The 22049-nt window shown below is 57.5% G+C and carries 22 protein-coding genes and 2 tRNA genes; 23 read left to right on the top strand and 1 reads right to left on the bottom strand.

Annotation, left to right across the window (positions count from 1 at the left end; all coding sequences use genetic code 11):
- Positions 1–8: 8 nt before the first annotated feature.
- From GQB03_RS15820 to rpoS, 23 genes are all read left to right on the top strand, one after another.
- The gene (locus GQB03_RS15820; RefSeq protein WP_159691497.1) at positions 9–887 is read left to right on the top strand and encodes a prephenate dehydrogenase; all 879 of its coding nucleotides are present in this window, start codon (positions 9–11) and stop codon (positions 885–887) included.
- Between the two features lie 9 nt (positions 888–896).
- Positions 897–2828 (top strand): bifunctional 3-phosphoshikimate 1-carboxyvinyltransferase/cytidylate kinase, encoded by a 1932-nt coding sequence (locus tag GQB03_RS15815; RefSeq protein WP_159691494.1) that lies wholly within the window; start codon positions 897–899, stop codon positions 2826–2828.
- A gap of 88 nt (positions 2829–2916) precedes the next feature.
- Positions 2917–4623, top strand: coding sequence for a 30S ribosomal protein S1 (gene rpsA, locus GQB03_RS15810; RefSeq protein ID WP_159691491.1), 1707 nt, complete (start codon positions 2917–2919; stop codon positions 4621–4623).
- A gap of 12 nt (positions 4624–4635) precedes the next feature.
- A complete protein-coding gene (locus tag GQB03_RS15805) occupies positions 4636–4920 on the top strand; it encodes an integration host factor subunit beta (RefSeq protein WP_159691488.1) in 285 nt (94 codons plus the stop codon).
- A gap of 108 nt (positions 4921–5028) precedes the next feature.
- Complete coding sequence (locus GQB03_RS15800) at positions 5029–5307, top strand: lipopolysaccharide assembly protein LapA domain-containing protein (protein WP_407644545.1); 279 nt, start codon at positions 5029–5031, stop codon at positions 5305–5307.
- Positions 5308–5312: 5 nt separating this feature from the next.
- Positions 5313–6488 (top strand): lipopolysaccharide assembly protein LapB, encoded by a 1176-nt coding sequence (lapB, locus tag GQB03_RS15795; RefSeq protein WP_159691482.1) that lies wholly within the window; start codon positions 5313–5315, stop codon positions 6486–6488.
- A 110-nt stretch (positions 6489–6598) separates the two neighbouring features.
- Positions 6599–7489 carry a cysteine synthase CysM gene (gene cysM / locus GQB03_RS15790; RefSeq protein WP_159691479.1) on the top strand — a complete coding sequence of 297 codons (891 nt, stop codon included), beginning with the start codon at positions 6599–6601 and terminating at the stop codon, positions 7487–7489.
- A gap of 1015 nt (positions 7490–8504) precedes the next feature.
- Positions 8505–9296 (top strand): 3'-5' exonuclease, encoded by a 792-nt coding sequence (locus GQB03_RS15785; RefSeq protein ID WP_159691476.1) that lies wholly within the window; start codon positions 8505–8507, stop codon positions 9294–9296.
- 97 nt (positions 9297–9393) lie between these two features.
- Positions 9394–9642, top strand: coding sequence for a GlsB/YeaQ/YmgE family stress response membrane protein (locus GQB03_RS15780; RefSeq protein WP_159691473.1), 249 nt, complete (start codon positions 9394–9396; stop codon positions 9640–9642).
- 49 nt (positions 9643–9691) lie between these two features.
- Positions 9692–9768 (top strand) — tRNA-Val (locus GQB03_RS15775).
- 144 nt (positions 9769–9912) lie between these two features.
- Positions 9913–11829, top strand: a complete 1917-nt coding sequence (gene thrS, locus GQB03_RS15770; protein ID WP_159691470.1) for a threonine--tRNA ligase — start codon at positions 9913–9915, stop codon at positions 11827–11829.
- Positions 11830–11859: 30 nt separating this feature from the next.
- Positions 11860–12381 carry a translation initiation factor IF-3 gene (gene infC / locus GQB03_RS15765; protein WP_159691595.1) on the top strand — a complete coding sequence of 174 codons (522 nt, stop codon included), beginning with the start codon at positions 11860–11862 and terminating at the stop codon, positions 12379–12381.
- Positions 12382–12507: 126 nt separating this feature from the next.
- The gene (gene rpmI, locus GQB03_RS15760; RefSeq protein ID WP_159691467.1) at positions 12508–12705 is read left to right on the top strand and encodes a 50S ribosomal protein L35; all 198 of its coding nucleotides are present in this window, start codon (positions 12508–12510) and stop codon (positions 12703–12705) included.
- Between the two features lie 14 nt (positions 12706–12719).
- A complete protein-coding gene (gene rplT / locus GQB03_RS15755) occupies positions 12720–13079 on the top strand; it encodes a 50S ribosomal protein L20 (protein WP_159691464.1) in 360 nt (119 codons plus the stop codon).
- 70 nt (positions 13080–13149) lie between these two features.
- Positions 13150–14181 carry a phenylalanine--tRNA ligase subunit alpha gene (gene pheS / locus GQB03_RS15750; RefSeq protein WP_159691461.1) on the top strand — a complete coding sequence of 344 codons (1032 nt, stop codon included), beginning with the start codon at positions 13150–13152 and terminating at the stop codon, positions 14179–14181.
- Between the two features lie 6 nt (positions 14182–14187).
- Positions 14188–16566: a phenylalanine--tRNA ligase subunit beta gene (pheT, locus tag GQB03_RS15745; protein ID WP_159691458.1), complete on the top strand. Its 2379-nt coding sequence runs from the start codon at positions 14188–14190 to the stop codon at positions 16564–16566.
- Positions 16567–16579: 13 nt separating this feature from the next.
- A complete protein-coding gene (locus GQB03_RS15740; RefSeq protein ID WP_159691593.1) occupies positions 16580–16885 on the top strand; it encodes an integration host factor subunit alpha in 306 nt (101 codons plus the stop codon).
- On the top strand, positions 16866–17249 hold the full coding sequence (locus GQB03_RS15735) for a MerR family transcriptional regulator (protein ID WP_159691455.1): 384 nt from the start codon (positions 16866–16868) through the stop codon (positions 17247–17249). Before GQB03_RS15740 ends, GQB03_RS15735 begins: the two co-directional genes overlap by 20 nt.
- Positions 17250–17320: 71 nt before the next feature.
- Positions 17321–17397: transfer RNA gene (locus tag GQB03_RS15730), tRNA-Pro, on the top strand.
- 196 nt (positions 17398–17593) lie between these two features.
- Positions 17594–18334, top strand: coding sequence for a 5'/3'-nucleotidase SurE (gene surE, locus GQB03_RS15725; protein ID WP_159691452.1), 741 nt, complete (start codon positions 17594–17596; stop codon positions 18332–18334).
- Positions 18334–18993 (top strand): protein-L-isoaspartate(D-aspartate) O-methyltransferase, encoded by a 660-nt coding sequence (locus GQB03_RS15720; RefSeq protein WP_159691449.1) that lies wholly within the window; start codon positions 18334–18336, stop codon positions 18991–18993. Before surE ends, GQB03_RS15720 begins: the two co-directional genes overlap by 1 nt.
- A 317-nt stretch (positions 18994–19310) precedes the next feature.
- Positions 19311–19910 (top strand): murein hydrolase activator EnvC family protein, encoded by a 600-nt coding sequence (locus GQB03_RS15715; protein WP_407644544.1) that lies wholly within the window; start codon positions 19311–19313, stop codon positions 19908–19910.
- Between the two features lie 8 nt (positions 19911–19918).
- The gene (gene rpoS / locus GQB03_RS15710) at positions 19919–20854 is read left to right on the top strand and encodes an RNA polymerase sigma factor RpoS (RefSeq protein WP_159691443.1); all 936 of its coding nucleotides are present in this window, start codon (positions 19919–19921) and stop codon (positions 20852–20854) included.
- Positions 20855–21037: 183 nt separating this feature from the next.
- Here the strand turns inward: rpoS and mltB are convergent, their stop codons facing one another.
- Positions 21038–22048: a lytic murein transglycosylase B gene (mltB, locus tag GQB03_RS15705; RefSeq protein WP_159691440.1), complete on the bottom strand. Its 1011-nt coding sequence runs from the start codon at positions 22046–22048 to the stop codon at positions 21038–21040.
- Position 22049 lies beyond the last annotated feature (1 nt).

Raw genomic sequence — 22049 nt, 5'->3', positions numbered from 1 at the left:
TTGATCAGATGGAGACCATCGGGAAGCTCGTAATCTGCGGCGTTGGACTGATCGGAGGGTCGGTGGCGCTTGCCCTGCGCGAGGCCGGTGTCGTGAAACACATAGTCGGCATCGGGCGTTCGTCGGAGTCCTTGCTGGCAGCCCGCTCCGCGGGGGTGGTCGACGAAATCGCGGATGGCTGGAGTGAAGCCCTTGCCGGCGCAGATTTCGTGCTCGTTGCAACCCCTGTTGGGCAGATGGATGCAGTGATGGCAGCCATGGCGCCGCATCTTGAACCGCAGACGGTGGTTACCGACGCGGGCAGTACCAAACGGGATGTGATCGAGGCGGTCTATCGGCATCTCGATGCCAACCTGGCGAGAGTCGTCCCGTCGCACCCCATCGCCGGCGCAGAAAAGAGCGGGGTCGGCGCCGCTTTTTCGACGCTATATCAGGGTCGAAAGGTCGTGGTTACGCCACTGCCGGAAAATGATCCCGCTGCCATTGAGCGCGTGCGTGCCGTTTGGGGGGCCTGTGGTGCGGTCCTCTATCAGATGTCGCCCCAGGAGCATGATCGTGTCTTCGCGGCGGTCAGCCACCTGCCGCACCTGCTTGCTTTTGGACTTGTTCATGACCTGGCTCAGCGCGCCAACGCCGAACAGCTTTTCAGCTACGCCGCGAGCGGTTTTCGCGACTTCACCCGTATTGCCGGAGGTCACCCGGAAATGTGGCGTGACATCTGCGTCGCTAACAGGCAGGCATTGCTGGGGGAGCTTGACGCCTATCTTGCGGAATTGGCCTTGCTGCGCGCATACCTGATGTCCGGAGACGGGGCGGGGCTTGAAGGCATCTTCGGCGAAGCGCGCGACGCGCGAAATGCTTGGGCCGAGAAACACCTCAACAATTGAGTCGAAAAAGTGGAATACATTGAACTTGCCCCGGCCCTGAGCGCACGGGGATGCGTCCGTCTTCCGGGGTCGAAGAGCATCTCGAACAGGACACTGCTGCTTGCGGCGCTTGCCGAGGGGCGGACCGAGATCCGTGACCTGCTCAGCTCCGATGATGTAGACCGGATGCTCGAAGCGCTGGCAGCGCTCGGCGTGCAATGGTCCCGGGAGGCAGGCAGCGACCACTATATTGTCGATGGCGTGGGCGGCGCATTTCCGGTCAAGTCCGCCAAGCTCTTCCTCGGAAATGCAGGCACCGCCTTTCGGCCGCTCACGGCCGCACTTGCTCTTTCCGGTGGTGAATACGAGCTATCGGGTGTACCCCGCATGCACGAGCGCCCCATAGGCGACCTGATCGATGGCCTCGCCCAGATCGGAGCACGTATAAAGTATCTCGGTAACGGCGGTTTCCCCCCACTTGCAGTCCATCCTGGTGAAATTCGTCCGGGTGGCGTCGTGAAGATACGCGGCGACGTGTCGAGTCAGTTTCTGACGGCTCTACTCATGGCGCTGCCACTCACCGGTGAGGAAACTGCGATCGAGGTTGTGGGTGAACTCATTTCGAAGCCATACATCGCCATTACCCTTGCCTTGATGGAGCGCTTCGGCGTTCGGGTAAAGCGTGACGGGTGGGCACGGTTCGTGATACCAGGCGGTGCGCGCTATTGCAGCCCGGGTCGAATCTTCGTCGAAGGCGACGCGTCAAGCGCGTCCTATTTCCTCGCTGCAGGCGCGATCGGTGGGGGGCCTGTGCGCGTGGAAGGCGTAGGTGCCGACAGCATTCAGGGTGACGTACGTTTCGCGGAGGCCTTGGCTCAGATCGGCGCCCAGGTGGAAGCCGGAGAAAGCTGGATCGAGGCTCGCGCCCCGGAAGTTGGGCGCTTGAAGGCCTTCGACATGGACCTCAACCATATCCCGGATGCGGCGATGACGCTTGCGATCACCGCGCTCTTTGCCGACGGTCCGTGCCGACTGACGAATATTGCCAGCTGGCGCGTCAAGGAAACGGACCGGATATCTGCGATGGCAACCGAGCTCAGGAAGGTTGGTGCCGAGGTCGAGGAAGGTGCGGACTACCTGCGAATCGTGCCACCTGTCGCGTTGCGGTACGCCGAGATCGACACCTATGACGATCACCGCATGGCTATGTGCTTTGCGCTGATAAGTCTTGGCGGGAAGGGAGTCAGGATCAACGATCCGAAATGCGTCAATAAGACGTTTCCGGGTTTTTTCGATACCTTTGCGTCGGTTTGCTCTCCTGTGCCGGTGATCGCAATCGATGGACCTTCTGCATCCGGAAAGGGTACCGTCGCCGCGTTAGTCGCGGATGCGCTCGGTTATCGCTACCTGGATAGCGGGTCGATTTACCGCATCGTTGCTCTTGCGGCAATGAGGGCTGGTATTCCCCTTGATGCCGAGACCGATATTGCCCGGCTTGCTGTGACGCTACCCGCGAGCTTTGAGCACGGACGTGTCCTGCTTGGTGAGGATGACGTAAGTGATGTCATCCGCGGCGAAGAGTGCTCGGTCGGTGCCTCGAAAGTGGCTGCGCTACCGGCAGTGAGGGCCGCGTTGGTGACACGTCAACGTAACTACCGCGTAGGTCCCGGGCTTGTCGCCGATGGGCGTGACATGGGGTCGGTCATCTTTCCCGACGCAACGGTCAAGATATTCCTCACCGCGACAGCTGAAGTGCGTGCTGAGCGCCGTTATAAGCAGTTGATCGAAAAGGGGTTGCCTGCTAACATGGACAGTCTTCTGCGCGATTTGCGTGAGCGTGACGCCCGAGATTCGGGCAGACAGGTCGCGCCGCTGCAGAAAACGCCGGATGCAGTATTGCTCGACACCTCGGGCATGTCGATCGGGCAAGCGGTGGATTTCGTACTCGATCAGGTACGTTGATCCGCCATATCGTCATCCCGGAATACCTACGTTCCGGGGTGGGTGTCTAACTAGACGTCGTCGAAAGACGACTTTTCGGGTTTTTTCAATGTCAACTGCCACCCCTGTCTCCAGCCAGGAAAGTTTTGCCGCCCTGTTCGAGGAATCCCTTTCCCGCCAGGAAATGCGTACCGGTGAGGTTATCACCGCAGAAGTCGTGCGAATGGATCAGAACTTCGTGATCGTGAACGCCGGCCTCAAGTCCGAAAGCTACATCCCCATCGAAGAGTTCCGCAACGATCGCGGCGAAGTCGAAACCAAGCCGGGCGATTACGTTCAGGTGGCGATCGACGCGCTTGAGGATGGATACGGCGAGACGCGCCTGTCGCGCGACAAGGCTAAACGTATCGCTGCCTGGAACGATCTGGAGAAGGCCCTCAACGAGGGTTCGCTGGTCAATGGCGTGATTTCCGGTCGTGTCAAGGGCGGTCTGACGGTCATGACCAATGGGATCCGCGCCTTCCTGCCGGGTTCGCTGGTCGACATGCGCCCGGTCAAGGACACCACGCCTTACGAAGGTAAGGAGTTCGAATTCAAGGTCATCAAGCTGGATCGCAAGCGTAACAACGTGGTGGTTTCCCGCCGTGCGGTGCTTGAAGAAACCATGGGTGAAGAGCGCGAAAAGCTGCTCTCCAACCTCAAGGAAGGCACCGTCATCAAGGGTATCGTCAAGAACATCACCGACTACGGTGCGTTCGTGGATCTCGGTGGTATCGACGGCCTGCTTCACATCACCGATCTGGCATGGCGCAGGGTCCGTCATCCGAGCGAAGTGCTCACGGTTGGTGACGAGATCGAAGCAAAAGTGCTCAAGTTCGATCAGGAAAAGAACCGTGTTTCGCTTGGTCTCAAGCAACTCGGCGAAGATCCTTGGGTCGGCATCTCCCGCCGCTACCCGAACGGTACCCGTCTGTTTGGCAAGGTCACGAACATCACCGATTACGGCGCATTCGTGGAGGTCGAGCAGGGTATTGAAGGTCTGGTTCACGTGTCCGAAATGGACTGGACCAACAAGAACATCCATCCGACTAAGGTTGTGCAACTCGGCGACGAAGTCGAGGTGATGATTCTCGAAATCGACGAAGACCGTCGTCGTATCTCGCTGGGCATGAAGCAGTGCCTGTCCAACCCGTGGGACGATTTCGCGATCAACCACAAGAAGGGCGACAAGGTCCGTGGTCAGATCAAGTCGATCACCGACTTTGGTGTCTTTATTGGTCTGGATGGCGGCATCGACGGTTTGGTTCACCTGTCTGATCTGTCATGGAGCGACGTGGGTGACGAAGCGGTCCGTCGTTTCAAGAAGGGTGATGAGGTCGAAGCGGTGGTGCTTTCCATCGATGTCGAGCGCGAGCGTATCTCCCTTGGCGTGAAGCAACTCGAAGGTGACCCGTTCACCAACTTCATCGCAACCCACGAGAAGAACAGCCTCGTGAGCGGAACGGTGAAGTCGGTCGATGCACGTGGTGCCGTGATCGGTCTTTCGGACGAAGTCGAGGGCTACCTGCGTGCTTCGGAAGCCGCGCCGCATCGTGTAGATGACCTGACCACCATGCTCAAGGAAGGTGATGAAGTCGAAACCCTGATCATCAACGTGGATCGCAAGACCCGTTCGATCAGCCTGTCGATTCGTGCGAAGGATCAGGCAGAGCAGAACGACGCCATGCAGAAACTGGCTTCGGAAAGCTCCGCTGCGACCGGAACCACCAATCTGGGTGCGCTGCTCAAGGCCAAGCTCAACGAGCAAAAGCAGTAAGTCGGGATTGGCATGACCAAATCGGAGCTAATTGCGCGGCTGGCGGAACGCTTTCCCCAGCTCGTTGCGAAGGACGCCGATTACGCGGTCAAGATGATTATCGATGCGATGACCGAGGCTCTGGCTACTGGTGATCGCATCGAGATCCGCGGATTCGGGAGCTTTGCCCTGAATTACCGTCCGCCCCGCGTTGGACGTAACCCCAAATCTGGTGAAAAGGTACACGTACCTGAGAAGTATGTGCCTCACTTTAAGGCCGGCAAGGAGTTGCGCGAGCGAGTCGATATCCGCGAATAAGCGCCTAATTTAGTGCAATGTTTCAGAAAGGCGGCGCAAGCCGCCTTCTTTTTTGTCCCATGCTCGGCGATAATCCCGTTCATGCGAATACTTGTCTGGATCCTACGGTTGGCCATCTTCCTTTTTCTTTTCGGTTTTGCCGTAAAGAACGATCAGTTGGTCGGCCTGCAATTTTTCATGGGCGGGGCATGGCAGCTTCCGCTCGTGTTTGTCATCCTGATTTTCTTTGCGGCCGGTGCAATCCTCGGGGCGACTGCAACGATGATTTCGCTCTTTCGGTTACGCCGGGAGGTGTATAGGTTGCGTCGACGTGTGTCGAGCCTTGAATCCGACGCCTCCGCAGCTTCGCCCCCTGTTGCAGAGGCGCAATCGGCCGAATCTCTCTGAGCACGATGGAATTTGAACTCTGGTGGCTGCTGGCCTTCCCGCTTTTTTTTGTTCTGGGATGGTTGGCTGCGCGCCTCGATATCCGCCAGGTTGTGAAAGAGTCGCGATCGCTGCCGCGTTCCTATCTTACTGGCCTAAACTTCCTCCTCAACGAACAACAGGACAAGGCGATCGACTCGTTTCTTGAGGCGGTCAAGATCGATCCGCATACGATTGAATTGCATTTTGCGCTTGGAAGCCTGTTCCGGCGTCGCGGTGAAACGGATCGGGCAATTCGTATGCATCAAAATTTGGTCAGTCGCGAAGATCTTTCCCAAGAGCAGCGTTTGCAGGCGCTGGCTGAACTGGGGCAGGACTACCTGAAGGCTGGACTACTTGATCGGGCAGAGTCCGCATTCCTGCAGCTAAAGGGTACCCGGTTGGGTGATATCAGCTCAAAGTACCTGTTAGAAATATTTCAGCAGGAGAAGGACTGGGCCAAGGCAATAGAAGTGATTCGTTCGTTGCCCGAGCATGAGCAGGTGATGTGGCGCAAGGAGCTTGCGAACTTTCATTGCGAGCTCGCCGCTTCGGCAATCGCAGATTCACGCTTTGGCGAGGCACATGAGCACCTTGATGAGGCTCTGGCACAGAATCGCCAGTGCGTGCGAGCGAGTCTGCTGCGAGGCGAGTTGCTGGCTGATCAGGGCGATGACGAGGCTGCGCTCGACGTCTGGAAACGTGTCGAGAACCAGAGTCCGATCTATCTGGCGATGGTCGCCGAACCAATGATGGAGGCGTATCAAAGACAGGGTCGGGTCGAGGCTGGACTGCAGTTGCTCGCGTCGTGGCTTGAGCGTCATCCCTCGCTCGACCTTCTCGACGAAGTGTTTCAATGGGAGCTCGAACGAGAAGGACCGCGTGCAGCGTACGAGTTGGTTCGTGATGAGCTGCGTCGTAATCCGACCTTGTTGGGTCTTGATAAGTTGCTGGAAGCGGCGTTGTTGACCGCACCGGTAGAGCAGCGTCACGACATAGACCTGGTCAAGCAGTTGATCCATGGTCATACGCGTCGGGTTGCACGTTATCGTTGTGACGCCTGTGGCTTCAAGGCGAGGCAGTTTTATTGGCGTTGTCCTGCGTGTGGTGGATGGGAGACTTATCCGCCGAGGCGCACGGAGGAATTTGATCTCTCGCCCTGAGTGGAGGTTCCCGGATATCGTTTCCTGACGGAGAGCCTTACCGTGACGAACTGCGGGCTAGGCCGGTTGAGATATTCGATGACCGCGTGATGGCAATTACAGGATTTGCAATGGAATACAAAACGCTTGAAGACTACGTAGGACAGACGCCGTTGGTGCGCCTCAAGCGTATCGATGGTGGCGCGGGGAATGTTCTTCTTGCGAAGCTGGAGGGTAATAATCCAGCAGGCTCCGTGAAGGACCGTCCTGCGCTTTCGATGATCATGCGGGCCGAACGGCGGGGTGAGATCCGCCCCGGTGACACCCTCATTGAGGCGACGAGCGGCAATACCGGTATCGCATTGGCAATGGCGGCTGCAATGCGCGGATATCGAATGATTCTGATCATGCCCGAGAATCAGAGTGTCGAGCGACGCCAGACGATGCGTGCGTTCGGTGCCGAGCTCGTTCTCACTCCGCGGGAGGGGGGAATGGAGATGGCACGCGATGTTGCGGAGAGAATGCGTGATGAAGGAAAGGGTCGGATCCTTGACCAATTTGCAAACCCGGACAATCCCCTCTCGCATGTCGAAGGCACCGGCCCCGAAATCTGGGAGCAGACTGCTGGCCGAATCACTCATTTTGTGAGCAGTATGGGTACGACGGGCACCATTATGGGTGTTTCTCGTTACCTCAAGAGCCGCAATCCCGGAATCTGCGTCGTAGGATGTCAGCCCGAGGAGGGGGCGCAGATCCCCGGTATCAGGAAGTGGCCTGAGGCCTATCTTCCGAAGATCTACGAAGCCCCGCGTGTCGATCGACTCGAATATGTCAGTCAGGCGGACGCTGAAGAGATGACGCGTCGTCTCGCACGGGAGGAGGGAATCTTCGCAGGGATCTCTTCAGGTGGTGCGATGCATGTTGCGCAACGTCTTGGGCATGAGCTGAAAAATGCAGTGATCGTCTCGATTGTTTGTGATCGGGGTGATCGCTATCTGTCGACCGGCGTATTTCCAGCTTGAGAGTTGATAGGTGAGGAATTCACTCCCCATTTCGGCGAGCTGCTACGGTCGATGTTGACTCCGTCACAGTGCCGCAATATCGGGGTTTGAGCTGAGGCGGTTCGACTGCCCAACCCTATTCCGAAAGTGTTTTGCATTGGTGCTCTTGTTTCTTGGTCAGGCTCGCGGATAGCACCTGACCTCTCCTAAAGGCAATGCTCGACTTGCAGTTTGACGTTGTTTCCCGCGTTCGGCTCGCGATTGGAGTCGTGTCGTTGTGGAATAAGCCCTGGCAAGGTCCGCCTCCAATGACCGGAGTAAAGCTTCTGAGGCGGATTGCGACCGCATTGCTCAGGGGCTAGCGGTAAAACTCTCATACCCGCTTCAGGAATGGTTCCCCTGCTTCTTGTAAGGCACTCTTGAAGACCTTTTGATGTCGAGTGAGACGAGTTTGTCGATCACCTTATGAGTGCCGTTGAATCGTATGGGGCGAACTCGGGTGGGGCAGAGATCATTCGACCTTGGGTTCAATGTGCGCCAGGCGTGTTGCCGTATTTGCTCGTATCGGATTGCGCGACGGCAAATATCCATCGTCCAATGGCTGCGGCCGGAAAAGTATCCGTTGCATGATCCGCTCCGGAAGCTGAAGGTCTTGCAGGACCAGTACATCGCCGGATTAGTTGCCTTTGACTGGGGGGCGACGGTTCACATGCTTGAACCGACCACATTCGCGATACGATGCGGAGGAGTAGTTCCCTTTCTGCCTTATGGGGCACGCTGGGTGGATCGGTCTGACCAGTGATCGGGAATTGCTTCGAGGGGCTTGTTTGTCAGTATCGCTCGCCCAACGATGGTCGCTGGAACCGGTTGAGTCTGACAGAGAACACCGATTGTTCGGTGTGCTACATGTAGATGACAGGTGCTAACGGAGACGGGGAATGAGGACAGCAAGTGGGGATACGTTTGCCGGGCGACGGCTCGATCAGGCCCGAACAGGGTCCTGCATGCAGGACCCGAGTGAAAGTTGGAGCATTGCGTGAAGCCTGTCTTGGTGTTTGATATCGAAACGGTCCCAGATGTCGCTGGAATCCGGTTGCTGAATGATCTACCCAAAAGTTTGTCTGACGACGAAGTTGCCGAATTCGGATTTCAGCAATGCAGGGCTTCGCGGGGGAGTGATTTCCTGCCTCATCACTTACACCGAATCGTGACGATTTCCTGCGCATTTCGGGACGAACAGCAATTCCGAGTCTTCTCGCTTTCGGAGCCTGAATGTGACGAGGCGACGATCATTCAGCGCTTCTTCGACGGAATCGAGCGATTCTGCCCGCAGATCGTTTCATGGAATGGAGGTGGATTTGACCTCCCGGTTTTGCACTACAGAGGTTTGATGCACGGCTCCATTGCCCCTCGCTACTGGGATCAGGGCGATGGTGATTACTTGGATTCGCGAGAGTTCAAGTGGAACAACTATATTGGACGTTATCACGCCCGCCATCTTGATCTGATGGACCTTTTGGCGCTTTATCAGGCACGTGCGAGTGCGCCGCTGGACGAGATGGCAAAACTCATGGGCTTCCCGGGAAAGCTCGGTATGGATGGTTCTGTGGTTTGGGATGCGTTTCGTGAAGGACGCGTTAGCGAAATTCGCGACTATTGCGAGACGGACGTCGTGAATACTTACCTGGTATTTCTTCGTTTCGAGCGCATGCGCGGCCATCTCGATGCCGTCGAGTACGGGAATGAGTTGAGCCTGGTTCGCGAGTGTCTGGAGCGTACTGACGGTGCCCATTGGCGGGAGTTTCTGGCGGCTTGGTCCGTGGCCTAGACTGCCGTAGGCGGGCGTTGCACTGATTTGCACTTGCAGCGCCGGTTGTGGGTAACAATGAAACGGTATCCGCAAACAGTTGTACACGGAGGTTAGTGTGTCGATAGTGTTTACAATCCTGATAGGGTTCGTTGTTGGCGTGATCGCGAAGCTGCTTCATCCCGGCAAGGAAAATCTTGGATTCGTCATGACTGCAGTGTTGGGAATTGCAGGGTCCATGGCTGCCAGCTTTGGTGGCCAGATGCTTGGGATCTATCGGGCAGGTGAGGGGGCTGGGTTTGTTGGAGCGATCGTTGGCTCGGTCGTTCTTCTCGTGATTTACACGCGGTTGAAAGCCCGCAGCTAAAAAACTTTGACAGCCGCGCGAAAGCCTCTATAATGCGCGTCTTCGCAGTAGGCGCGTAGCTCAGCTGGTTAGAGCACCACCTTGACATGGTGGGGGTCGTTGGTTCGAGTCCAATCGCGCCTACCAGCATTCTGGAGTAAAACGCCATGGCATTTCGAACTTGTACCGTTGGTTGTAGTTGAACTCGGTCAAGTTGCGCCACGGAGTTTTGTTCCAAACGGAAAAGTGCGGCTTGCCCGCACTTTTTTTTTGTCCTGAGTCTATTCGATCATGCCCAACATCACGCTTCCAGATGGATCCATTCGCAGCTTTGACGTTCCGGTTACGGTAGGCGAAGTTGCTGCGTCAATTGGCGCTGGCTTGGCCAAGGCTGCGCTTGCCGGAAGAGTCGATGGACGTTTGGTCGATACCAGTCACCTCATTTCTTGTGATGTGGCGCTCGCGATCATCACGGACAGAGATCAGGACGGTCTTGAGGTGATCCGTCATTCGACGGCTCACCTGCTGGCTTTCGCGGTCAAAGAGCTTTTCCCCGAAGCCCAGGTTACGATCGGGCCCGTTATTGAGAACGGCTTTTATTACGACTTCGCTTATAAGCGGCCCTTTACCCCGGAAGATCTGCAGAAGATCGAATTGCGGATGGCCGAATTGGCGAAGCACGATTTTCCGGTTCAGCGCGAAGTCTGGCCTCGTGACAAGGCTGTCGAGTTTTTCAAGTCGATCGGTGAGCACTACAAGGCCGAGATCATTGCCTCGATTCCGTCCGACGAGGATGTGTCGTTGTATCGTGAAGGTGACTTCATCGATCTTTGTCGCGGACCCCACGTCCCTTCGACGGGCAAGTTGAAGGTTTTCAAGCTGATGAAGGTCGCTGGAGCCTATTGGCGGGGCGATTCGCGTAACGAGATGCTGCAGCGGATCTACGGCACGGCTTGGGCGAGGAAGGAAGATCAGCAGGCCTATCTGCATATGCTCGAGGAGGCCGAGAAGCGTGATCATCGACGGATTGGCAAGCAGCTGGATCTGTTTCACCTGCAGGATGAAGCGCCGGGAATGGTTTTCTGGCATCCCCATGGCTGGACCTTGTGGCAGCGGGTCGAACAGTACATGCGCGACGTCCTGACGGAGGCCGGCTACCAGGAGGTGAAAACCCCGCTGGTCATGGACAGGAGCCTTTGGGAGCGCTCGGGCCACTGGGAAAACTATCGTGAAAACATGTTTACGACCGAGTCGGAGAAGCGCGATTACGCCATCAAGCCGATGAACTGCCCTGGTCATGTGCAGATATTCAATCACGGTCTGCGCTCCTATCGCGATCTGCCGTTGCGGCTTGCTGAGTTTGGCTCTTGCCACCGCAATGAACCCTCGGGTGCGTTGCATGGCCTGATGCGAGTGCGCGGCTTCGTTCAGGATGATGCGCACATCTTCTGTACCGAAGATCAGATCGTGGAGGAGGTGCAGGCTTTCAATGCGTTGCTCACACGGGTTTATCGGGATTTCGGCTTCAACGATGTGGCCGTGAAGCTGTCGTTGCGACCCGATCAGCGAGCAGGCACCGACGCTGTGTGGGACAAGGCGGAGCAGGGCTTGCGCGATGCACTTTCGGCATCGGGGCTCGAGTGGCAGGAACTGCCAGGGGAGGGGGCGTTTTACGGCCCTAAGATCGAGTATCAGATCAAGGATGCATTGGGCCGCTCATGGCAATGCGGGACGATACAACTTGATTTCGTGCTCCCCGAGCGCCTGGGCGCCGAGTACGTCACGGAGGCGAACAGTAGGGCCCGGCCGGTCATGCTGCACCGTGCCATCCTCGGTTCGCTTGAGCGTTTCATCGGTATTCTCATCGAGAACCATGCTGGCAACTTCCCACTGTGGCTTTCACCGGTTCAGGCCGTAGTCCTGAATATCTCCGACAGTCAGGCTGATTACGCACGTGAAGTTGCAAATCGCCTGCTGCAGGCGGGCTTCAGGGTCGAGTCGGATTTGCGAAACGAAAAAATTACTTATAAAATACGCGAACATAGCGTGCGCAAGTTGCCTTACCAACTTGTGGTTGGTGAAAAAGAGAAGGCAGCGGGTGTGGTGGCCGTGCGCGTCCGGGGTGGTCAAGACCTCGGCCAAATGTCCCTCGATTCGTTGATCGAGCGTTGGCAGCGTGAAGTTCAGGCGCGAGCCGGCACGGCCTGATTTTGTTTGGCATTCGTGGAGATTTGAACCATCGCTCAGGATAAGAAGCAGCGCGTAAACAGAGAGATCAACGCGTTAGAAATTCGACTCATCGATGCGGACGGCGAACAGGCCGGCATCGTGTCCCTTCAGACAGCAATGAATATGGCTGAAGAGTCAGGGCTTGATCTCGTGGAGATCGCGCCGCTTGCCAAGCCGCCGGTGTGCCGGATCATGGACTTTGGCAAGTTCAAGTATCAGGAAGCGAAAAAGGCCCACGAAGCAAAGTCCAAGCAAAAGCAAACGCAGTTGAAGGAAGTAAAGCTCCGCCCCGGTACGGATGAAAACGATTACCAGATCAAGCTGCGTAATCTGACAAGATTTCTGACCGATGGAGACAAGTGCAAGGTGACCTTACGGTTCCGGGGGCGGGAAATGGCTCACCAGGAATTCGGACTGAGGCAGCTTGAGCGAGTTAAGGCCGATCTCGACGAGTTGGGTCAGGTTGAGCAAATGCCAAAGATGGAAGGGCGGCAGATGGTGATGGTGATCGCCCCGAAAAAGAAGGCTTAAGCAGGTTTTGCCCTTGAAATCCGGGGCAAGAAGCGGACGGAGGTTTGTCCGGAAACAAGTGGTGCCGGGTTTGCAAATTCGTCGAAATTGGCGGTACCCGGTGACATGTCATAAACAGGAGCTGTCATGCCCAAGATGAAAACCAAAAGCGGCGCCGCAAAGCGGTTCAAAGTCCGCGCCAGCGGTGGAATCAAGCGTTCCCAGGCGTTCAAGCGCCATATCCTTACCAAGAAGACCACGAAATCGAAGCGCCAACTGCGCGGCATGACTGAAGTGCATGCGGCAGACCAGAAGCTGATTCGTGCAATGCTTCCTTACGCTTGATTCAGGAGTAAAAGATGCCTCGAGTTAAACGCGGTGTAACCGCTCGCGCACGTCACAAGAAAGTCCTCGACCAAGCCAAAGGTTATCGCGGCCGTCGCAAGAACGTATATCGTATCGCCAAGCAGGCCGTGATGAAGGCCGGGCAGTATCAGTACCGCGACCGTCGTCAGCGCAAGCGCCAGTTCCGTGCCCTGTGGATTGCGCGTATCAACGCGGCCTCCCGCGAGCTGGGATTGACGTACAGCACCTTCATGAATGGTCTCAAGAAGGCCGCCATCGAGGTCGATCGCAAGGTTCTGGCAGACCTTGCAGTGTTTGACAAGCCTGCTTTTGCTGCTCTCGCAGAACAAGCTCGGGCCAAACTCGCTGCGTAATTGCCGGCAGCGCGAAAAAAGGAGGCCTAGCCTCCTTTTTTTTTGGAATTGACATTCAGGCTCATCCACCATGAATAACCTTGATCAAATTGTCGAGCAGGCGCGTGCAGATTTCCTGGCTGCCTCGGATAGTGCCCAACTGGAACAAGCCAAGGCACGGTTTCTTGGGCGCAGTGGCTCGCTCACCGAGCTGCTCAAGGGGTTAGGGAAACTGGAGGCCGAGCAACGGCGGGAAATCGGCGCCCGGATCAACCAGGCGAAAGGCGAGATCGAAAGCCTGCTGGAAGCGCGCCGCGAGGCATTGCTCAAAGCGGCGCTCGAAGTACAGCTTGCCGCTGAAGCGCTCGACGTGACCCTTCCCGGCCGAGGTTATGGTGTTGGCGGACTGCATCCGGTCAGCAGAACCCTTGAGCGTATCGAAACCTTGTTCCGTTCAATCGGTTTCGAGGTTGCTGATGGTCCTGAAATCGAGACCGATTATCACAATTTCACGGCATTGAATACGCCCGAAAACCATCCGGCGCGCTCGATGCACGATACCTTCTATATCGAGAACGAAGACAAGGTCCTGTTGCGCACGCATACCAGCCCGGTACAGATTCGCAGCATGGAAGCCCATGTGGCGCGCTTCGGTAGCATGGAGACGATGCCGGAATTGCGGGTGATCATCCCGGGGCGCGTATATCGGGTGGATTCTGATGCTACCCATTCGCCGATGTTCCATCAGGTCGAGGGTTTGTGGATTGGCGCGGATATCAGCTTTTCGGATCTTAAGGGGGTCGTCACGGATTTTCTCAGACGTTTTTTTGAAACCGACGATCTGCAGGTCCGTTTCCGCCCGTCTTTCTTCCCGTTTACTGAGCCCAGCGCCGAGATCGACGTTGCGTTCATGAGCGGAGAGATGAAAGGTCGATGGCTGGAAATAGCCGGATGCGGAATGGTTCACCCGAATGTTCTCAGACATGGTGGCGTGGATCCGGAGCGTTATACCGGCTTCGCGTTCGGCATGGGTCCGGACAGACTGACAATGCTCCGATATGGGGTGAATGATTTGAGACTGTTTTTCGAGGGCGATCTGCGTTTCCTCAGTCAATTCAGGTAACAGAGCATGCAATTTTCAGAGCGCTGGTTGCGGAGCCTGGTCAATCCGCCCCTCGATACCGAGGGTTTGAGCCATTTGCTGACAATGGCGGGCCTCGAGGTAGAGGAGGTCGAGCCGGTTGCGCCGGAGTTCTCCGGTATCGTCGTAGCGCGAATCTGCGCCGCGGAGAAGCATCCGAATGCGGATAAATTGCGCGTCTGTAGTGTGGACGCCGGCACCGGTGAACTGCTTCAGATCGTTTGCGGTGCGCCGAATGCGGCACCTGGACTCGTGGTGCCGTGCGCATTGGTTGGTGCGCACCTGCCGGACTTCGACATCAAGGCAGCGAAGCTCCGCGGAGTCGAATCCTTTGGTATGTTGTGCTCGGCACGTGAGCTTGGGTTGTCCGAGGATCATGGCGGCCTTCTGGAATTGCCCGTCGATGCGCCTATTGGCACTGATGTCCGGGATTACCTGGCGCTTGATGACGTATCCATCACCATCAAGCTGACCCCGAACAGGGCCGACTGCTTGAGTCTTGTCGGTGTGGGGCGCGAAGTGTCGGCCCTTACTGGGGCTGCGTTGACCCAGCCATCCTGCGAACCCGTCGCACCTACGATCGACGCACGGCGGGCAATCTTTCTGGATGCCCCCGAGGCCTGCCCCCGTTATTGTGGCCGCATTATTCGAGGGGTTGATGCTGCCGCCAAGACGCCTGACTGGATTCGCGAGCGGATCGAGCGATCGGGTATCCGCTCGATCAGCGCGTTGGTCGACATCACCAACTACGTGATGCTTGAACTCGGTCAGCCCTTGCATGCATTCGATAACAGCCGTCTCCAGGGCTCGATTCATGTCCGCTGGCCGCAAGTTGGTGAGGAGTTGCTGCTGCTGAACGAACAGAAGGTCATGCCGGACGGGGATACCCTGATGATTGCCGACGAACGTCAGGCCCTGGCGATGGCGGGTGTAATGGGCGGCGAAGAGAGCGGCATAAGTCTCGCCACTACAGACCTTTTCCTCGAGAGCGCTTTCTTCGCACCAGACGCGATCTCGGGAAGGGCTCGTCGCTACGGGTTCGGCTCTGATGCTTCGCACCGCTACGAGCGCGGTGTTGACTATGCTCTGGCGCGCCGTGCGATCGAACGTGCGACGCGCCTGGTACTGGATGTCTGCGGCGGGGAAGCAGGGCCTGTAGAAGAAGCCGAATCCGAGGCTCATCTGCCGTCCCGGTCGCCTGTGCGACTGCGTACCGCAAGGGTTCGCAAGGTCTTGGGCATAGCGCTCGATGACGCACGGATGGAGGAGATCCTCAAGGGGCTTTCACTCCAGGTCGAGAGTACGGAGAGCGGGTTCCTGGTAACGCCTCCATCCTATCGGTTCGATATCGAGATCGAAGAGGATCTCGTCGAGGAGATCGTTCGCATATACGGTTACGACAACGTACCAACCCCGCCGCCTCACGGTAGCCTGGCCATGCTTCCGAGTACCGAGTCGGGCCGGCCCGCGTGGGCTGTCCGTCACCGTCTGGCAGATCGTGAGTACCAGGAAGTCGTCAACTTTGCGTTTGTTGAAGAGGCGTGGGAGAGGGATTTCGCCGGAAACGCCAAGCCGATTCGCCTCGCCAATCCGATTGCGAGTCAGCTCAGCGTGATGCGCTCGAGTCTGATTGCGGGGCTGGTCGGGAACCTTGTCTCGAACCGTAATCGCCAAATCTTGCGGGTGAGGGTATTCGAAACCGGCAGATGCTTCCGCCGATCCGCAGACGGGGCTCCCGTAGACGGGTTTGATCAGCCGGTCATGCTTGCCGCGCTCGCGGGTGGTCCTGCTGTTCAGGAGCAGTGGGCGATGCCATCGCGCGCGGTGGACTTCTATGACGTCAAGGCCGATCTGGAGGCACTTCTTGCCCCCGCGTTGGCCGAGTTCGTGCCATGCGAGCACGCCGCCTTGCATCCGGGCCGCTGTGCTGCAGTTCGTTTGGACGGTAGGGAGATAGGGGTTGTTGGTGAACTCCATCCGTCCCTGGTCCAACGCTATGATCTTGGCGGTGCGCCGGTTGTCTTCGAGGTACGCCTTGACGCAATGATGGAGGCTCGTCTGCCGGCTTACAGCACGGTGTCGCGACAGCCTGCCGTAGTCAGGGACATCGCGTTGGTGATCGATCAGGGCGTGCCTGTCGGCACGGTGATCGAGGTCCTGCGGTCAGTTGCGGATCCCGTCGTGAGGTCCATTGACCTCTTCGATGTCTATCAGGGCAAAGGCATAGCCGCCGATAAAAAGAGCCTTGCTTTCAGGATCTTGATGCAAGATACTCGGCGCACACTTGAAGATGCGGAAGTCGATCGGGCTGTATCCGTGCTGGTCAACGCCGCCGAGTCCAGGTTCGGCGCAAAACTGCGTGGGTGAGTAGTTGAACAAGGTGACATTGACCAAGGCCGAGCTGGCTGATCTTCTTTTTGAGAAGGTCGGGTTGAACAAGCGAGAATCCAAGGATATGGTGGAGTGCTTCTTTGAAGAGATCCGCCTTGCCTTGGAGCGGGGTGACTGTGTGAAGCTGTCGGGGTTTGGAAATTTCCAGTTGAGGGACAAGCCCCAGCGCCCCGGCCGCAACCCGAAAACCGGTGAGGAAATCCCGATTACCGCGCGGCGCGTGGTCACTTTTCATTCCAGCCAGAAGTTGAAAGCGGCCGTGGAATTACTGAGCGATGCAAACAAGCAGCCCTGATAACACCAGAGAGCCATTGCCGCCGATTCCGGCAAAACGGTACTTCACGATCGGAGAAGTCAGCGAATTGTGCGGTGTGAAGCCGCATGTCTTGCGCTACTGGGAGCAAGAGTTCACACAGCTCAAGCCGGTGAAGCGTCGTGGTAATCGGCGCTATTATCAGCATCACGAAGTGCTGCTGGTTCGCAGGATTCGTGAATTGCTTTACCAGGACGGGTTTACGATTTCCGGGGCCCGGCACCGGCTTGGCGAGACGGCAATTCGCGAGCAGGAGGATGCTGAAGAGTCGGTCATGCTTCGTCGGCTGATCGGCGAAGCCCGCGACGAACTCGAAGCCATCCTGACATTATTGCGCGCGGATTAATTGAGTGATCGCGGCGATAGGCGTTAATTTCTGGATTTTTATCTTTCGACTGCTATAATGCCCGCTTGTGTCGGGGCGTAGCGCAGCCTGGTAGCGCACTTGCATGGGGTGCAAGGGGTCGCGAGTTCGAATCCCGCCGCCCCGACCAAAACAATAGAGCCCGGACATCCCGGGCTTTTTTGTTTTTTTGATACGTATTGCTCCTGACAGGCCCCCGTGCAGTCGATCTGTCCGCCCCGGTGGACCTGACCGGGTGTGCTAACATCCTTGGCTATTTCGGGGCGAAGCCGCAGTGCCATATCGAGTCGCGATCGGACTCGCCGGGCAATTTCAACAGTTAGACGATGCGCATTCTATTAAGCAACGACGACGGATATTTTGCGCCGGGGATTGCCGCTCTCGCAGCAGCGCTTGCGGACTTGGCCGACGTTACGGTCGTAGCGCCGGAACGGGATCGCAGCGGAGCGAGCAACTCGTTAACGCTCGATCGGCCACTCTCGCTCCGCAAAGCCAGCAGCGGCTTCTACTATGTCAATGGAACGCCAACCGACTGTGTGCACTTGGCGGTAACCGGTATGTTTGACGCGCTTCCCGATATGGTGGTCTCTGGAATCAATCACGGGGCCAACATGGGTGATGACACGATCTATTCGGGGACGGTGGCCGCGGCGACAGAAGGGTATCTGCTTGGCGTGCCTTCAATAGCGTTTTCGCTTGCCAGCCGCGATACAGTTGATTTCTCCGCCGCTGCACAGGTGGCCCGCGACATCGTTGTCCGATGTATGGAGCGTCCCTTCGGCCAGCCAGTACTGCTGAACGTGAATGTGCCTGAGATTCCCGTTGATCATATCAAGGGTGTCGTGATTACCCGCCTCGGGCGGCGCCACAAGGCAGAGCCTGTGATCAAGAGCGTAACACCAAGGAACGAAACGGTTTACTGGGTGGGCGCTGCCGGTTCGGCGCAGGATGCGGGGGAGGGTACCGATTTCCATGCGGTGGCCAAGGGCTTTGTTTCGGTGACACCGCTGCAGATTGATCTGACCCATCGTGGTTTGATCGACCCGCTCAAGGAGTGGTTGTCCTGATGGCCGTGAGGCAACCTGATGCAGGACTTTCCTCAATGCGGGCGCGTAACCATATGGTTGAACGCCTAAAGGAGCAGGGGGTACGAGATCAGGGCGTGCTGGCCGCCATGCTTGCCGTGCCGCGGCATGCGTTCGTTGAAGAAGCGCTTGCTTCCAGGGCATACGAGGATACCGCGTTGCCCCTGGGGCGCCAGCAGACAATCTCGCAGCCGTTCATTGTTGCCCGGATGCTAGAGATTCTTCGCATGGGCGGGCGGGAACTCGGCAAGACGCTCGAGGTCGGTGCAGGCTGTGGATATCAGGCCGCGGTCCTTTCAAGGCTCGCAAGCGATGTATATGCGGTTGAAAGGATCCGGCAGTTGATCGAGCGTGCCAAGGATAATCTTCGACCGTTGCGGCTGCCGAATGTCCGCCTGAAATATGGTGACGGTACGGTTGGCCTCCCCGAGGCAGCACCTTTTGACTCGATCGTTGTGGCGGCCGCAGCGGGAAGTATTCCACAGGCGCTAAAAGACCAGCTTGCTGACCGTGGACGCTTGATCCTGCCGGTGGGGGCTGGTGAACAACAACTCGTTTTGGTTGAGAGACAGGGTAGCGCGTTCCGTGAGAGTCGCTTTGAAAGCGTCCGGTTCGTGCCCCTGCTAATGGGTATCGAATGAATCCAAGAATTCGAATTGGTCGCCAAATCGCACTTGGCGGAATGGTCGTAGCGCTATTTGCGGGAGGTTGCGCCACGCCGGTATCGGCGCCGGTATCCGATCGGGGGGGGAGCGCGTCTGGCAGGGCAGCGCCATCGTCCACGCCACGTGCCGGTTTCTACATCGTGCGCCCGGGTGACACGCTTTACAGCATCGCGCAGCGAAAGGGCCTTACGATTCGCGATCTCGTCGCTTGGAACCAACTGGCTGATCCGAATCAGCTCGAAGTGGGCACTGAGTTGCGGATTGCCTCGCCTGACGCTGTGGTGGTTAGCCCCGTGAATATTGATGGCCCGGCTGTCGAGGTCAAACCGGTGGCGCCCGAGGCTGCAACGACCTTGCCGTCTCTCAAGCAGGAACCCAAGGGTGGAAAACAGCCCTACAGCGATCAGGCATGGGTTGCCGCGCAGAACGCAACGGTCCCGTCAATCGCAGCGGTCGAGGCCAAGGCTGCGTCCAACGAACCCGGCAAACCATCCGCAGTGCGTCCGGATGGTGCGCGCACTGTCGATGGCGTCGAATGGTCCTGGCCGGTTGGTGGCACGGTGTTCTCGGGGTTCAAGGATAACCCACGCAAAGGCCTCGATATTGCCGGCAAACCCGGGGATGGCGTGTTTGCCGCCGCTGCCGGTAAAGTCGTCTATTCCGGCACCGGCTTGCGTGGCTATGGAAAACTCGTCATCATCAAACACGACTCAAACTACCTGAGTGCTTACGCCCATAACCGGCAATTGTTGGTCAAAGAGGGGCAGACGGTAGAGAAGGGCCAGAAAATTGCGGAACTCGGCAGTACGGATAGCGACCGGCCGAAACTGCATTTCGAGATCCGTCGGCAGGGCAAGCCGGTGGATCCCGTGAACTACCTGCCCGAACGCTGAGGAGCGCTATGTACGATTCGGCCTCGCCTGATGAAAATGACAGTCAAGAGCCGGATCTGCCACCGGAGTTGGAGGCGTTTCACCAAACGCCGGCTCCGTCCTTCGAGAGCGAATTTCTCAGCGATGTCACTCAGCTCTATCTGAACGAGATCGGTGCTAATCGGCTTCTCACAGCGGAAGAGGAGCTGGCTCTCTCTCGGAGGGTGCGCGAGGGTGATTTCAAGGCACGGCAGACGATGATCGAGCGTAATCTACGCTTGGTCGTAAATATTGCGAAGCACTACCTCAATCGCGGTATTCCATTGCTCGATCTCGTTGAAGAGGGCAATCTTGGGCTTATTCACGCCCTGGAAAAATTCGATCCGGAACGAGGTTTCCGTTTTTCCACCTACGCAACGTGGTGGATAAGGCAGAACATCGAGCGCGCGATCATGAACCAGTCACGGACGATTCGGCTACCAGTTCATGTTGTTAAGGAGCTGAACCAGGTGCTCCGGGCGCAGCGCAGCGTCGAAGCCGAAAATGGAAGCGGCTCCAACATTGATGAGATAGCGCGCCGCTTGGACAAACCGGTCGAAGATGTTCGGAGCATACTTGCGCTAAGTGAGCATACGGCTTCGCTCGACGCACCGCTGGAAATAGATCCGTCTCTTTCGATCGGTGAATCTTTGGCCGACGACCGACTTGAAACGCTTGATGATCAGGTCCATTGCTCGGAAGTCGAGAGCCTCGTCGAGGAATGGATAGAGATGCTCTCGGACAAGCAGCGATTCGTGATTCGACATCGCTACGGATTCGATGAAGCTGAAATCCAGACGCTGGAAGAGTTGGCCGAACAATTAAGCCTGACGAGGGAACGCGTGCGCCAGATACAACTGGAGGCTTTGGGGCAATTGCGTCGCATCCTCAAACGTCGAGGCATGCATCGGGATTCACTGCTTTAAGGCGGGGCCCAGTGGGCAAAGCCGGTCGGCGACACTGTGGCTTCGAGGGATGTGGAAGATTGTCGATCCGGCGTGGCAAGCAGTTTCGTGGACCTTGCCTCGCTCCCGATTCGGGGCATGGCGTGCGTCACGCGATTCTGGAAGCGGCCCCGTTGGCAATGATGACGTCCGGCGAGGCGAGGCTCAGTCCCGTTGTGCCATGCGCGCATCGCTGCGCCGGCTGATCGCGTCCGCAAGCTGAAATACGGACATGGCATAGAAGCTGCTGCGGTTGTAGCGGGTAATCACGTAGAAATTCCGATAGCCCAGCCAATACTCTGTGCTACTTCCCGGGCTTGCCAGATCGATGAGGGTCGTTTGCTGATTTTCCGGGTCGCCGATCTTCGCTACTACACCGGCGGCGGCGAGCTGCTCACTCGAAAGGCTCGGCTCGATGCCCGCCGCGAGTAAAGCGTCGATCTTCGATTCGTCCGCCACGGTGGCGGGCACGGCAATGGGAGCGCCCGCTTGCCAGCCATGCAGGTGCAGGTAGTTGGCGACCGATCCGATCGCGTCGGCAATACTGTTGTCGAGATCGATTCTGCCGTCCTCGTCGAAATCTACAGCGTAGTTCCGGATGCTGCTTGGCAGGAACTGGGGCAAACCGATCGCTCCGGCAAACGATCCGTAGTATTCGTCCGCCGGGCGGCCCTGTTCGCGAGCCATCAGAAAGAGGTTCTCCAGTTCGCTTCGGAACAGCGTCGCTCGCGGCGGGTAGTCGAATGCCAGCGTGGCGAGGGCGTCGAGCACCTGAAAGTTGCCCGTGTAGCGGCCATAGATCGTCTCGACCCCGATAATGCCGACGATGATTGCTTCGTCAACGCCGAATCGTTCGGCCGCGGCTCTAACGATGGCTCGATGGGATTCCCAGAAATCGATACCCGCTTGAATGCGTATCGGTTCGATGAATCGGGACCGATACCGCAGCCAAGATCGGACGCCCGTCTTTTTCGGGGGGCTGATGTACCGAATCACCCGATCATCGTAGGTTGCGCGGGTGAGATACGATAGCGTTTCGGCCAGCGGAATCTGGTGGCGGGCCTCGAGGTCACGCGCAAACGCAATTGCCTCCTCCCTTTCCCCATAGCCCTGGGCACTGAGCGAAAGACTGAAAATGCCCAGAACTGCTGCACCGAGGAGATTCTTGATCCGCATC

Origin of the sequence: Cognatazoarcus halotolerans (assembly GCF_009800965.1) — a bacterium.
Taxonomy (GTDB): Bacteria; Pseudomonadota; Gammaproteobacteria; order Burkholderiales; family Rhodocyclaceae; genus Cognatazoarcus; species Cognatazoarcus halotolerans.
The sequence above is the reverse complement of the archived record's forward strand: the minus strand, read 5'-3'. Positions and strand labels throughout refer to the sequence as shown.

Excerpts from the sequence above, each read along its gene's own strand:
- rpmI (WP_159691467.1), top strand. The coding sequence starts at position 12,508 with ATGCCCAAGATGAAAACCAAAAGCGGCGCCGCAAAGCGGTTCAAAGTC.
- pheT (WP_159691458.1), top strand. The coding sequence starts at position 14,188 with ATGCAATTTTCAGAGCGCTGGTTGCGGAGCCTGGTCAATCCGCCCCTC.
- GQB03_RS15805 (WP_159691488.1), top strand. The coding sequence starts at position 4,636 with ATGACCAAATCGGAGCTAATTGCGCGGCTGGCGGAACGCTTTCCCCAG.
- surE (WP_159691452.1), top strand. The coding sequence starts at position 17,594 with ATGCGCATTCTATTAAGCAACGACGACGGATATTTTGCGCCGGGGATT.
- GQB03_RS15720 (WP_159691449.1), top strand. The coding sequence starts at position 18,334 with ATGGCCGTGAGGCAACCTGATGCAGGACTTTCCTCAATGCGGGCGCGT.
- lapB (WP_159691482.1), top strand. The coding sequence starts at position 5,313 with ATGGAATTTGAACTCTGGTGGCTGCTGGCCTTCCCGCTTTTTTTTGTT.
- cysM (WP_159691479.1), top strand. The coding sequence starts at position 6,599 with ATGGAATACAAAACGCTTGAAGACTACGTAGGACAGACGCCGTTGGTG.
- pheS (WP_159691461.1), top strand. The coding sequence starts at position 13,150 with ATGAATAACCTTGATCAAATTGTCGAGCAGGCGCGTGCAGATTTCCTG.
- GQB03_RS15735 (WP_159691455.1), top strand. The coding sequence starts at position 16,866 with ATGCAAACAAGCAGCCCTGATAACACCAGAGAGCCATTGCCGCCGATT.
- thrS (WP_159691470.1), top strand. The coding sequence starts at position 9,913 with ATGCCCAACATCACGCTTCCAGATGGATCCATTCGCAGCTTTGACGTT.
- rpoS (WP_159691443.1), top strand. The coding sequence starts at position 19,919 with ATGTACGATTCGGCCTCGCCTGATGAAAATGACAGTCAAGAGCCGGAT.
- GQB03_RS15820 (WP_159691497.1), top strand. The coding sequence starts at position 9 with ATGGAGACCATCGGGAAGCTCGTAATCTGCGGCGTTGGACTGATCGGA.
- mltB (WP_159691440.1), bottom strand. The coding sequence starts at position 22,048 with ATGCGGATCAAGAATCTCCTCGGTGCAGCAGTTCTGGGCATTTTCAGT.
- rplT (WP_159691464.1), top strand. The coding sequence starts at position 12,720 with ATGCCTCGAGTTAAACGCGGTGTAACCGCTCGCGCACGTCACAAGAAA.
- rpsA (WP_159691491.1), top strand. The coding sequence starts at position 2,917 with ATGTCAACTGCCACCCCTGTCTCCAGCCAGGAAAGTTTTGCCGCCCTG.